This window comes from Streptomyces chryseus (genome assembly GCF_014650755.1).
Classification (GTDB): domain Bacteria; phylum Actinomycetota; class Actinomycetes; order Streptomycetales; family Streptomycetaceae; genus Streptomyces; species Streptomyces chryseus.
This window is the reverse complement of record NZ_BMVO01000005.1, coordinates 325,248-336,828: the sequence shown is the minus strand read 5'-3', so window position 1 is coordinate 336,828 and position 11,581 is coordinate 325,248. Positions and strand designations below refer to the sequence as shown.

Sequence of the window (11,581 nt, the reverse complement as noted above, 5' to 3'; positions counted from 1 at the left end):
GGATGTCGCTGAAGCGCATCATCGGCTCGCACTTCGCCAACTACCGCGAGGCGTGGGAAGCCAACCGCCTGATCGCCAAGGGCAAGATCCACCCGACGCTGTCGAAGGTGTACTCACTGGAGGACACCGGCCAGGCCGCGTACGACGTCCACCGCAACCTGCACCAGGGCAAGGTCGGCGTCCTGGCGCTGGCGCCGCGCGAGGGTCTCGGCGTCCGTAACCACGAGCTCCGCGAGCAGCACATCGACGCCATCAACCGCTTCCGGAACATCTGATGAGCGAGCGTCGGAAGGATCGGCCCTGGCTCATGCGGACGTACGCCGGTCACTCGACCGCCGAGGCGTCCAACGCGCTGTACCGCAACAACCTCGCCAAGGGCCAGACGGGCCTGTCGGTCGCGTTCGACCTTCCGACGCAGACCGGCTACGACCCCGACCACATCCTCGCCCGCGGCGAGGTCGGCCGGGTCGGGGTCCCGGTGTCCCACCTCGGTGACATGCGCCGGCTGTTCCAGGACATTCCCCTGGAACAGATGAACACCTCCATGACCATCAACGCCACCGCCATGTGGCTGCTGGCGCTCTACCAGGTGGTCGCGGAGGAGCAGGGCGCCGACGTCACCAGGCTCCAGGGGACGACGCAGAACGACATCGTCAAGGAGTACCTGTCGCGCGGGACGCACGTCTTCCCGCCGGTGCCCAGCCTGCGCCTGACGACGGACATGATCACCTACACGGTGAACAACATCCCCAAGTGGAACCCGATCAACATCTGCAGCTACCACCTCCAGGAAGCCGGCGCCACGCCGGTCCAGGAGATCGCGTACGCCATGAGCACGGCGATCGCCGTCCTCGACGCCGTACGGGACAGCGGCCAGGTGCCGGCGGAGAAGTTCGGGGACGTCGTCGCGCGTATCTCCTTCTTCGTGAACGCGGGCGTGCGCTTCGTCGAGGAGATGTGCAAGATGCGCGCCTTCGGCCGTATCTGGGACAAGGTCACGCGCGAGCGGTACGGCATCGAGAACGAGAAGCAGCGCCGCTTCCGCTACGGCGTGCAGGTCAACTCGCTGGGCCTGACCGAGGCACAGCCGGAGAACAACGTCCAGCGCATCGTCCTGGAGATGCTGGCCGTCACGCTCTCCAAGGACGCCCGCGCCCGCGCCGTGCAGCTCCCCGCCTGGAACGAGGCGCTGGGCCTGCCCCGGCCCTGGGACCAGCAGTGGTCGCTGCGCATCCAGCAGGTCCTCGCCCTGGAGAGCGACCTGCTGGAGTACGAGGACATCTTCGCGGGGTCGCACGTCATCGAGGCCAAGGTCGACGCGCTCGTCGCCGACTCCTTCGCCGAGATGGACCGCATCGAGGAGATGGGCGGCGCGATGGCCGCCGTCGAGTCCGGCTACCTCAAGTCGCAGCTCGTCTCCTCGCACGCGGAGCGCCGCGCGCGCATCGAGTCCGGCGACGAGAAGATCGTCGGCGTCAACTGCTACGAGGCCACCGAGCCGAGCCCGCTCACCTCGGACCTCGACGGCGCGATCATGACAGTCGACCCGGCCAACGAGGCGCGCGTCGTCGCCAAGCTGCACGAGTGGCGCGACAACCGCGACGAGGCCCGCGCGTCCGAGGCCCTGGCGGCCCTCAAGAAGGCCGCCGCGGGCACCGAGAACCTGATGGCCGCCACCGTCGAGTGCGCCCGGGCGGGCGTCACCACCGGCGAGTGGTCCTGGGCCCTGCGCGACGTCTTCGGCGAGTTCCGCGCGCCGACGGGCGTGAGCAGCGCCCCGGTCGCGGTCACCGCGGAGGCGGGCACCCCGCTCGCCGCCGTACGGGACAAGGTGGCCCGTACGGCCGAGGACCTCGGTTCGGGGCGGCTGCGCCTGCTCGTCGGCAAGCCCGGCCTGGACGGGCACTCCAACGGCGCCGAGCAGATCGCCGTGCGGGCCCGCGACGCGGGCTTCGAGGTGGTCTACCAGGGCATCAGGCTGACGCCCGAGCAGATCGTGAGCGCCGCCCTCGCGGAGGACGTGCACTGCGTCGGCCTGTCGATCCTGTCCGGTTCGCACGCCGAGCTGGTGCCCGACGTGCTGGTACGGCTCAGGGAGGCCGGGGCCGCCGACATTCCGGTGATCGCGGGCGGGATCATCCCGCCGGCGGACGCCGCGGATCTGCGGGCCGCCGGAGTGGCCGCAGTATTCACCCCGAAGGACTTCGGCATCACGGAGATCATCGGCCGTATCGTCGACGAGATCCGGAAAGCGAACAAGCTCGACCCTCTGGAGGTCCCCGCATGACCACGCCCCAGCCCGTGAACCGGCTGCGCCCCCGCCGCTCCTGCCTCGCCGTGCCGGGCTCCAATCCGCGCTTCCTGGAGAAGGCCCAGGGCCTTCCGGCCGACCAGGTCTTCCTCGACCTGGAGGACGCGTGCGCGCCGCTCGCCAAGCCCGAGGCCCGGCACACCATCGTGAAGTTCCTCAACGAGGGTGACTGGACGGGCAAGACCAGGGTCGTGCGCGTCAACGACTGGACCACCGAGTGGACGTACCGCGACGTCGTCACGGTGGTGGAGGGCGCGGGTCAGAACCTCGACTGCATCATGCTCCCGAAGGTCCAGGACGCGCAGCAGGTCGTGGCGCTGGACCTCCTGCTGACGCAGATCGAGAAGACGATGGGCTTCGAGGTCGGCAAGATCGGCATCGAGGCGCAGATCGAGAACGCGCAGGGCCTCAACAACGTCAACGCCATCGCCACGGCATCCCCGCGGGTCGAGACGATCATCTTCGGCCCGGCCGACTTCATGGCCTCCATCAACATGAAGTCCCTGGTCGTCGGCGAGCAGCCGCCCGGCTACGACGCCGACGCCTATCACTACATCCTGATGAGGATCCTGATGGCCGCCCGCGCCAACAACCTCCAGGCGATCGACGGCCCCTACCTCCAGATCCGCAACCCGGAGGGCTACAAGGCGGTCGCCAAGCGCGCCGCCGCCCTCGGTTTCGACGGCAAGTGGGTGCTGCACCCGGACCAGGTCGCCGCCGCGAACGAGATCTTCTCGCCGTCCCAGGAGGACTTCGACCACGCGGAGCTGATCCTGGACGCGTACGACTACTACACCTCCGAGGCGGGCGGTAAGAAGGGCTCGGCGATGCTCGGCGACGAGATGATCGACGAGGCCAGCCGCAAGATGGCGCTGGTCATCTCCGGCAAGGGACGCGCGGCCGGTATGCGGCGCACCTCCACGTTCGAAGCCCCGGAGGCCTGATCATGCAGTTCGGACGCACGTACGAGGAGTTCGAGGTCGGCGCGGTCTACAAGCACTGGCCCGGAAAGACGGTCACGGAGTACGACGACCACCTCTTCTGTCTGCTGACCATGAACCACCACCCGCTGCACATGGACAGCAACTACGCCGAGAAGACGACCGACTTCGGCAAGAACGTCGTCGTCGGCAACTACATCTACTCGCTGCTGCTGGGCATGTCGGTGCCGGACGTCTCCGGGAAGGCGATCGCCAACCTGGAGGTCGAGTCGCTCAAGCACATCGCGCCGACCTTCCACGGCGACACGATCTACGGCGAGACGACCGTCCTGGACAAGACGCCGTCGAAGTCCAAGAGCGACCGGGGCATCGTCTACGTCGAGACGAAGGGCTACAAGCAGGACGGCACCGTCGTCTGCGTCTTCCGGCGCAAGGTGATGGTCCCGACCGAGACGTACATCAAGGAGCGCGGCGGCGAGCAGCCCGGCCGCCCGACAGCGTCTAACTAACTACGTCAAGGTTCAGGAGAAGTAGCGATGGCCCGTCTCGCCCAGACCGCCGGTCTGACCGACATCCAGCAGGAAATCCTGGCCACGGTCAGGAACTTCGTCGACAAGGAGATCATCCCGGTCGCCACGGAGCTGGAGCACCGTGACGAGTACCCGACGGAGATCGTCGAGGGCCTCAAGGAGCTCGGGCTCTTCGGGCTGATGATCCCCGAGGAGTACGGCGGCCTGGGTGAGTCCCTTCTCACATACGCGCTGTGCGTCGAGGAGATAGCTCGCGGCTGGATGAGCGTCTCCGGGATCATCAACACCCACTTCATCGTGGCGTACATGCTCAAGCAGCACGGCACGCAGGAGCAGAAGGACACGTTCCTGCCGCGCATGGCGCTGGGCGAGGTGCGGGGCGCGTTCTCGATGTCGGAGCCGGCGCTCGGCTCGGACGTGTCGGCGATCACGTCGAAGGGCGTGAAGGACGGCGACGAGTACGTCCTGAACGGCCAGAAGATGTGGCTGACGAACGGCGGCTCGTCCACGCTCGTCGCCGTCCTGTGCCGCAGTGACGAGGGTCTCCCCGAGGGCACGGCCCCGCACAAGCAGATGACGACCTTCCTGGTGGAGAAGGAGGCGGGCTTCGGCGAGGTGCGGCCCGGCCTGACGATCCCCGGGAAGATCGACAAGATGGGGTACAAGGGGGTCGACACCACCGAGCTCATCATGGACGGACTGCGCATTCCGGCCAATCGTGTACTCGGCGGGACAACCGGCCGAGGGTTTTACCAAATGATGGACGGCGTCGAGGTCGGCCGCGTCAACGTGGCGGCGCGTGGCTGCGGCGTCGCACAGCGTGCGTTCGAACTGGGTGTCTCATATGCCCAGCAACGTCACACTTTCGGAAAGCCGATCGCCCAGCATCAGGCCATTCAGTTCAAGCTGGCCGAGATGGCTACCAAGGTCGAGGCCGCGCATGCGATGATGGTGAACGCAGCACGCAAAAAGGACTCCGGGGAACGAAACGACCTGGAGGCAGGGATGGCGAAGTACCTCGCCTCCGAATACTGCAAGGAAGTCGTCGAGGACGCCTTCCGTATCCATGGCGGATACGGGTTCTCGAAGGAGTACGAGATCGAGCGTCTCTACCGCGAGGCGCCGATGCTGCTCATCGGTGAAGGTACCGCCGAAATCCAGAAAATGATCATTGGTCGGCGACTCCTCGAAGAGTACCGGTTCCAGGGCTGATTGCCCCTTTCGTGGGTAAATGACCGCGAAAAAGATCACACCCTGTTATCAGCTTCAGGCCGTCGACTCGGCTTCTGGCTTGCCCAGTTGCGGCCCGCAACCGCTACCATCGCCGGAAAGCCGCCGTCCCCCTGTTGCCAGCGCGGCATCATCCGCTACGAAGGTCATCCATGCCCCACAGCCAAACCTCTGCACCACGCGACGGCCTCCTCAATGGACGCCTTGCTCGCGGAGCATCGCCGTGGCTTCTGCCGACCGTCGCCACCGCGGCGCTCAGCCTGGCCCGGGCCCGCAAGTCCGGCCGCTGGGCCGCTGTCGCCGTGCCCACCACCGCGCTCGCGGCGGGCATGCTGTGGTTCTTCCGCGACCCCGAGCGCGAGATCACCCAGGGCCGGGTCATTTCCCCGGCCGACGGAGTGGTGCAGAGCATCATGCCGTGGAAGGACGGGCGTACCCGCGTCGCGATCTTCATGAGCCCGCTGAACGTCCACGTCAACCGTGCCCCCCTCGCGGGCACGGTGACGTCGGTCGAGCACATCCCCGGCGGGTTCGTACCGGCGTTCAACAAGGAGAGCGAGAACAACGAGCGCGTTGTCTGGCACTTCGACACCGAGCTCGGTGACATCGAGATGGTGCAGATCGCCGGCGCGGTCGCGCGTCGCATCGTCCCGTACGTGCCGCAGGGCACCAAGGTCGAGCAGGGCGAGCGCATCGGCCTGATCCGCTTCGGATCGCGCGTCGACATCTACCTCCCGGAGGGTGTCGAGGTCGACGTCGAGGTCGGTCAGGCGACCACCGCGGGGGTGACTCGAATTGACCGTGACTGATCCCGAGACACGGGCCGGCTGGGTGCCGGAGGCCGACGACGAGAACACCGACGAGGACATGCCGCTGTCCATGAGGCTGTCGATAGCGGACACCCTCACGCTCGGCAACGCGACCTGCGGATTCATGGCGGTGTACTTCACCACCACCGGAATCCTCATCCCGCACCTCCAGGGCAGCCAGGAGACCGGCATGGCGCGGCACAGCGCCGCGACCGCCGTCATCCTGATGCTCCTCGCGGCGATCTTCGACCTGTGCGACGGGCTGGTGGCGCGCAAGCTCCGCAGCTCGCCGATGGGCGCGGAGCTGGACAACCTCTCCGACCTGATCAGCTTCGGGCTCGCCCCGGCCTACTTCGTGCTCGTGTACGGGATGGTCGCGGACGACGCCCACCAGCGCGTATCGGCGCTGGCGGCGATCGTGGTGCTGTTGGCGGTGGTCCTGCGACTGGCCAGATTCTCCTGCGTCACGATGAAGGACGGCATGTTCCAGGGCATGCCGAGCCCCTTCGGCGCGCTCACGGTCGTCTCGATCGTGCTCCTGGAGCTCCCCTTCATCCCCACGCTGCTCGCCATCATCGGCGTCGCGTGGCTGATGGTGAGCCGGGTCGAGTACCCCAAACCGCGCGGTGTCCTCGCGGTGGCGATGCTCGGCTGGATCGTGGGCGCCATGGGGCTGCTGGCGGCCTGGGCGTTCGACGCCCCGGGCGGTCAGGTCCTGCTGGCGACCGGCTGCGCGCTCCAGGTGGTCCTGGGCGCGGTCATCCCGCTCTTCGCCACGGCGCGGCGGGTCAACACCTTCCGTGACAACCGTCGGGTGGCGCGAGCGGCGCAGCTGCCGTAACCGTTCGACCACGACAACGGCCGAGGGCCCCGGGGACGCTTCCCCGGGGCCCTCGGCCGTTGTGCCGCGCGCGGGCCGTCAGCCGCCCACGGTGAAGCTCTCGGCCGCCTTCGAGACCTCCGCCTCACGGACCACCTTCATCCCGCCGGTCACCTTCTTGTCCGGCTGCAGGACGACCGTCTGGCGCGAGGAGGGCGCCTTCGGGTCGGTGAAGTCGTGGGTGGTGCCGAAGCCCGAGTCGTACGCGTCGATCGTCAGCAGGGCCTTGTCGACGCCCTCGCGCGTGAGGTCCTTCGCCGTGCACGCCTTCTTCAGCGCCTCGCCGAAGACCGAGGCCGCCGTCCAGCCGGCCACCACACCGTTGTCGAGCGCGTCCGAGGGGTACGCCGCCTTGTAGTCGGCGACGAGCTTCTTGGCGTCCGGGCTGTCCGTGCCGATGGGCTGGGTGGGTGAGGCCACGTAGTAGTTCTTCATCAGCGCCGGGCCGGCCTGGGTGGCGAGGAGCTGCGGCGAGAACGCCGAGTTGTTGCCGATGATCGGCGCCTGGAGCTTGACCGCCGTCGCGACCCCGACGAACGAGGCGGCCTGGCGCGGTCCCGCGCTGATCACGACACCCTTGACCCCGGCCTTCTTGAGCGCGGCGACCTGGGCCGTCATGTCGTTGTCGGTCGGCTTGATCTTCTGCTCGACGACGGTGAGGCCGGCCTCCTCGGCGGCGTACTTCGCTCCGGCCAGGGCGTTCTCGCCGTAGTCCCCCTCGAAGTAGACGTGCCCGAGCTTGTCGCCCTTCTTGAGGCCCTTCTCCTTCATGAGGAAGTCGACGGCGTTGATCGTCTCGACGTCGTAGGTGTTGCCTATGACGCGGATGTACGGGCTGCCCAGCAGGGAGGCGGACCACGCCTGCGGGATGACCAGACCCTTGTCCTGGCCGTCGACGCGCTGCTTGACGGCGGCGACGAAGGGCGAGCCGATGAACTGGGCGAAGCCGAGGACCTGCGGCGACAGCTCGGTGTAGCCGGAGACGGCCTTCTGCGGGTCGTAGCCGTGGTCGCGGACCACGAGTTCGACCTTCCGGCCGCAGATGCCGCCGTCGGCGTTGACCTGCTTCACGTACAGCTGCTGGGCCTGGGTGACGCTCTTGCCGAGCGAGGCGTAGACGCCGGTCATGTCGGTCAGTACGCCGAGCTTGATCGTCTTGTCCGTGACGCCCTGTCCGGTCTTGATCCCGCCGGCGCTCGGCTTGTCTCCGTCCTTGCCGCTGTCCTTCGCCTTGGAGCTGCATCCGGCCGCCGTGAGCGCGAGCAGGGCCGCGAGGGCGGCGGCGGTGGTTCTGGTGACCTGATGACGCGTGGTCATGGTGACTCCTCTGAGGTTGTTGTCTTGCGTCGCCGGAAGGCCGGCCGCACCAGGCCGCCCGGCAGGAAGAGCACCACCGCGACAACGGCGGCGCCGTAGAGGTACCGGGACGCCTCGCCCGGTGCGACCCCGCCCGTACCGGGGGCGGAGACGAGGGGCAGGGCGTCGCTGTACCGGGTGAGGAGCTGGGGCAGCAGGGAGACGAACACGGCTCCCACCACCGCTCCCGCGACCGAGCCGAGACCGCCGATGACGATCATGGCCAGGTATTCGAGGGACAGGATCATGCCGAAGTACTCCGGCACGGTCCGCTGGAAGACCAGCGCGAGCAGGACGCCCGCCAGGCCCGCGTACATGGAGGACAGGACGAACACCCCGGCCCGGTAGCGGGCCACCGGGACCCCCAGGACCCCCGCGGCGATGCGGTGGTCGCGGATGGCGTTCATGGCCCGTCCGGGGCGCCCGCGCAGCACGCCGCGGGCGAAGAGCGCGCAGCCGGCCAGGGCGAGCAGGGCGACGTACCAGAGCTTCTCGGCGCTCCCGAAGGGCACGGCGGCCACCAGCAGCTCGGATTCGTCGAAGGTGACGCCGAAGAGGCTGAGCGGGGGCACGTCGCGGCCGTTGAAGCCGCCGGTCAGGTCGTGCGCGTTGAAGAGCACGTGCTGGCCGATGAAGATCAGCGCGAGGGTGGCGATGCCGAGGTACGCGCCCTGGAGGCGGCCGGCGATGGGGCTGAAGAGGCCGCCGGCGACCCCGGCGAGCGCCACGGCCAGTACGGCCGCGAGCCAGCTGGGGAGGTTCAGGCCGGTGAGCGTACCGGTGGAGTCCCCGGCGAGGACGCAGTAGCCGTACGCGCCGACGGCGAGGAAGAAGGCGTGGCCCATGGAGAGCTGGCCGGTCGAGCCGGTCAGCAGGTTGAGACCGATGGCGCCGATGGCGGCGGCCATCGCGAAGAGTCCGGCCTGGAGCCAGAAGCGGTCGAGGTAGAAGGGCAGCGCGAGGAGCAGGACCGCCCCGGCGGTCCACAGCGCCGGGCGGCGCAGCCGCTTGATCGGATCAGACACGGGCCAGCTCCTTCGTGCCGAAGAGGCCGGCCGGGCGGACCAGCAGGACGGCGACCATCACGAGGTACGGCGCCAGGTCGCCGATGCCGCGGCCGAGGAACGTCAGGTCGCCCTGGTAGCCGGTGGCGAGCGACTCCGTGATGCCGACGAGGAAGCCGCCGACGAGCGCTCCGGTGGTGGAGTCGAGACCGCCCAGGATCGCGGCGGGGAACGCTTTCATGGCGGCGAGCGAGGTGGAGCGTTCGAGCCCCGGCGTCGGGAAGACCGTCAGGAACAGCGCGGCGACGGCGGCGAGGCCGCCCGCCACCGCCCAGGCGCCGAGCGAGACCCGGCCCAGGCGTACGCCCATCAGCGCGGCGGTCTCGGAGTTCTCGGCGGCGGCGCGCATCGCCACCCCCCAGGAGGTGAGGCGGAAGGCGAGCAGGAAGGCCGTGATGAGCAGGCCGGCGGCGACGAACGCGGCGATGCGGGTGTGCGCGACACTCACCCCCGCGACGGTCAGGACGGAATCGCCCCAGGGGTCGCCCAGGGCGAGGACGTCGGTGCCGATGCGGCGCGTGAGCTCGGTGGTGAGCAGGATGTCGACGCCGATGGTCACGATGGCCAGCACACTGTGGTTCGATCCCCGGTAGCGGCGCATCACCAGGAACTCGACGCCCGCGCCGACGGCGGCGGCGCCGCCGATCCCGGCGAGCAGCGCGAGCCAGAAGCCGATGTCGTCGTGCAGCACGGCGGTGACGTAGCCGCCGGCGAGGAGCAGCGAGGCGTGGGCGAAGTTGACGACCTCGGTGGCGCGGAAGATCACCACGAAGCCGAGGGCGATGAGGGCGTAGACGGAACCGATCGAGATCCCGTTCAGGAGCAGTTCGGCGAAGGTGGTCATGAGGTGGCCTCCTCTCCCAGGTAGGCGCGGACGACGGCGGGGTCGGACTGGACGGACGCGGGGGTCCCGTCGGCGATCAGCCGCCCGAAGTCGAGGACGGTCACGGAGTCGGCCAGCCGCATCACCACCCCCATGTCGTGCTCGACCAGCACGATGGAGATGCCGAGGCTGTCCCGTACGCCCGCGACGACGGCGGCGGTGGCCCGGCGCTCACCGGCGGTCATCCCGGCGACCGGCTCGTCGAGGAGCAGCAGTTTCGGCTCCATGCACAGGGCGCGGGCCAGCTCGGCGAGCTTCTGCTGCCCGTACGGGAGGGTCCCGGCGGGGCGGGCCAGCTGGTCCTCCAGTCCCACGAACGCGGCGATCTCCCGCACGCGCTCGCGGTGCCGGGCCTCCTCGCGCACGGCGGACGGCAGCCCGAGGCCCGCCGCGACGAAGCCGGTGCGGGTGAGCCGGTGCCGGCCGAGCATCAGGCTGTCCTCGACCGTGGCTCCGGGCGGCAGGGCGAGGTTCTGGAAGGTCCGGGCGACGCCGAGGTCCGCGATGCGGTGGGCCGGCAGGCCGGTCAGCTCCTCGCCGCCGAAGCGGACGCTGCCGGAGGTGGCCCGGTACACGCCGGACAGCACGTTGAAGCAGGTGGACTTGCCGGCGCCGTTGGGGCCGATGACGGCGTGGACGGTTCCCGGCCGTACGGTGAAGCCGATCCCGTCCAGTGCCGTCAGGCCGGCGAACCGCACGGTCAGGTCCCGCACCTCCAGGACCGGGGCCTCGGTGCTCATTTCCCCTCCCAGACGCTGAGGGTGCGGTGGGCCGCCACCGCCTCGGAGGCGTCGGCGGCGGCGTCCTCGTCGACGACGCCCAGGTAGCGGCGGCGTACCTCGTCGGAGGCGGCCAGCTCGTCGGCGGGCCCGGACAGGACGACCTCGCCGACATCGAGGACGTACGCGTGCGAGGCGAGACGCAGGGCGATGGCGGCGTTCTGTTCGACGAGCAGGACGGCCGTTCCCTGGGCGTTGATCTCGGTGACCGTCTCGGCGATCCGCTGGGCCATCAGCGGAGCGAGCCCGAGCGAGGGCTCGTCCAGGAGCAGCAGTTTCGGGCCGGCCATCAGGGCCCTGCCGACCGCGAGCATCTGCTGCTCACCGCCGGAGAGCAGCCCCGCGCGCTGTCCGGCGCGTTCGGCCAGGACCGGGAACAGCTCGTGGACGCGGCGCAGCGCGGCGGCCTGGGCGGCGCGGTTCCCCGTCGCGCCCAGGGCGCCGGCGCGCAGGTTGTCGGCCACCGTCATCCGGGCGAACACCTGCCGCCCTTCCGGTACTTGGCACAGCCCGGCCGCCACCACCCGGTCGGGCGTCAGGCCCGTCAGCGGGCGGCCGTCGAAGGCGACGGTGCCCCCGGTGACCGCTCCGCCGTGGAACGACAGTGTGCGGGAGATGGCGCGCAGGAGCGTGGACTTGCCCGCTCCGTTGCTGCCCAGTACGGCGACGACGGACCCCTCGGGCAGCGTGAGCGACACGTGTCGCAGCGCCCGCACGGGTCCGTACCCCGCCGAGAGATCCCGTATTTCCAATGCGGCGCCCGCCATGGCACCCCTTCCTCGGGCCGTTCGATGGCGC

At 69.3% G+C, this 11,581-nt stretch carries 11 protein-coding genes and 1 pseudogene; 7 read left to right on the top strand and 5 right to left on the bottom strand.

Features of this window, described 5'->3' with window-relative positions:
• The 7 genes and pseudogenes from IE185_RS12220 to pssA form a co-directional block, all read left to right on the top strand.
• Positions 1 to 275 (top strand): annotated as a pseudogene (locus IE185_RS12220) (crotonyl-CoA carboxylase/reductase); the annotation flags it as partial.
• Positions 275 to 2,287 carry an ethylmalonyl-CoA mutase gene (locus IE185_RS12215; RefSeq protein ID WP_138895596.1) on the top strand — a complete coding sequence of 671 codons (2,013 nt, stop codon included), beginning with the start codon at positions 275 to 277 and terminating at the stop codon, positions 2,285 to 2,287. The pseudogene IE185_RS12220 and the gene IE185_RS12215, both read left to right, overlap by 1 nt.
• Complete coding sequence (locus IE185_RS12210; RefSeq protein WP_138895597.1) at positions 2,284 to 3,255, top strand: HpcH/HpaI aldolase/citrate lyase family protein; 972 nt, start codon at positions 2,284 to 2,286, stop codon at positions 3,253 to 3,255. The genes IE185_RS12215 and IE185_RS12210 overlap by 4 nt, the downstream gene beginning before the upstream one ends.
• A gap of 2 nt (positions 3,256 to 3,257) precedes the next feature.
• Positions 3,258 to 3,761, top strand: coding sequence for a MaoC family dehydratase (locus IE185_RS12205; protein ID WP_138895598.1), 504 nt, complete (start codon positions 3,258 to 3,260; stop codon positions 3,759 to 3,761).
• A gap of 27 nt (positions 3,762 to 3,788) precedes the next feature.
• Positions 3,789 to 4,994, top strand: a complete 1,206-nt coding sequence (locus tag IE185_RS12200; RefSeq protein ID WP_138895599.1) for an acyl-CoA dehydrogenase family protein — start codon at positions 3,789 to 3,791, stop codon at positions 4,992 to 4,994.
• Between the two features lie 170 nt (positions 4,995 to 5,164).
• The gene (locus tag IE185_RS12195; RefSeq protein WP_138895600.1) at positions 5,165 to 5,821 is read left to right on the top strand and encodes a phosphatidylserine decarboxylase; all 657 of its coding nucleotides are present in this window, start codon (positions 5,165 to 5,167) and stop codon (positions 5,819 to 5,821) included.
• On the top strand, positions 5,808 to 6,662 hold the full coding sequence (gene pssA, locus IE185_RS12190; protein WP_373303713.1) for a CDP-diacylglycerol--serine O-phosphatidyltransferase: 855 nt from the start codon (positions 5,808 to 5,810) through the stop codon (positions 6,660 to 6,662). The genes IE185_RS12195 and pssA overlap by 14 nt, the downstream gene beginning before the upstream one ends.
• Before the next feature lie 78 nt (positions 6,663 to 6,740).
• Here pssA and IE185_RS12185 read toward each other — a convergent pair whose 3' ends face one another.
• The 5 genes from IE185_RS12185 to IE185_RS12165 are packed head-to-tail and all read right to left on the bottom strand — an operon-like array spanning position 6,741 to position 11,550.
• On the bottom strand, positions 6,741 to 8,018 hold the full coding sequence (locus IE185_RS12185) for an ABC transporter substrate-binding protein (protein ID WP_138895601.1): 1,278 nt from the start codon (positions 8,016 to 8,018) through the stop codon (positions 6,741 to 6,743).
• Complete coding sequence (locus tag IE185_RS12180) at positions 8,015 to 9,082, bottom strand: branched-chain amino acid ABC transporter permease (RefSeq protein ID WP_138895602.1); 1,068 nt, start codon at positions 9,080 to 9,082, stop codon at positions 8,015 to 8,017. The genes IE185_RS12185 and IE185_RS12180 overlap by 4 nt, the downstream gene beginning before the upstream one ends.
• Positions 9,075 to 9,965 (bottom strand): branched-chain amino acid ABC transporter permease, encoded by an 891-nt coding sequence (locus tag IE185_RS12175; RefSeq protein ID WP_138895603.1) that lies wholly within the window; start codon positions 9,963 to 9,965, stop codon positions 9,075 to 9,077. The genes IE185_RS12180 and IE185_RS12175 overlap by 8 nt, the downstream gene beginning before the upstream one ends.
• The gene (locus tag IE185_RS12170) at positions 9,962 to 10,744 is read right to left on the bottom strand and encodes an ABC transporter ATP-binding protein (protein ID WP_138895604.1); all 783 of its coding nucleotides are present in this window, start codon (positions 10,742 to 10,744) and stop codon (positions 9,962 to 9,964) included. Before IE185_RS12170 ends, IE185_RS12175 begins: the two co-directional genes overlap by 4 nt.
• Positions 10,741 to 11,550 (bottom strand): ABC transporter ATP-binding protein, encoded by an 810-nt coding sequence (locus IE185_RS12165; protein WP_138895605.1) that lies wholly within the window; start codon positions 11,548 to 11,550, stop codon positions 10,741 to 10,743. Before IE185_RS12165 ends, IE185_RS12170 begins: the two co-directional genes overlap by 4 nt.
• Positions 11,551 to 11,581 lie beyond the last annotated feature (31 nt).

Bases quoted from the DNA above. Each gene is read 5' to 3' on its own strand.
- IE185_RS12215 (WP_138895596.1), top strand. From the start codon at position 275: ATGAGCGAGCGTCGGAAGGATCGGCCCTGGCTCATGCGGACGTACGCC.
- IE185_RS12210 (WP_138895597.1), top strand. From the start codon at position 2,284: ATGACCACGCCCCAGCCCGTGAACCGGCTGCGCCCCCGCCGCTCCTGC.
- IE185_RS12205 (WP_138895598.1), top strand. From the start codon at position 3,258: ATGCAGTTCGGACGCACGTACGAGGAGTTCGAGGTCGGCGCGGTCTAC.
- IE185_RS12200 (WP_138895599.1), top strand. From the start codon at position 3,789: ATGGCCCGTCTCGCCCAGACCGCCGGTCTGACCGACATCCAGCAGGAA.
- IE185_RS12195 (WP_138895600.1), top strand. From the start codon at position 5,165: ATGCCCCACAGCCAAACCTCTGCACCACGCGACGGCCTCCTCAATGGA.
- IE185_RS12185 (WP_138895601.1), bottom strand. From the start codon at position 8,018: ATGACCACGCGTCATCAGGTCACCAGAACCACCGCCGCCGCCCTCGCG.
- IE185_RS12175 (WP_138895603.1), bottom strand. From the start codon at position 9,965: ATGACCACCTTCGCCGAACTGCTCCTGAACGGGATCTCGATCGGTTCC.
- IE185_RS12170 (WP_138895604.1), bottom strand. From the start codon at position 10,744: ATGAGCACCGAGGCCCCGGTCCTGGAGGTGCGGGACCTGACCGTGCGG.
- IE185_RS12165 (WP_138895605.1), bottom strand. From the start codon at position 11,550: ATGGCGGGCGCCGCATTGGAAATACGGGATCTCTCGGCGGGGTACGGA.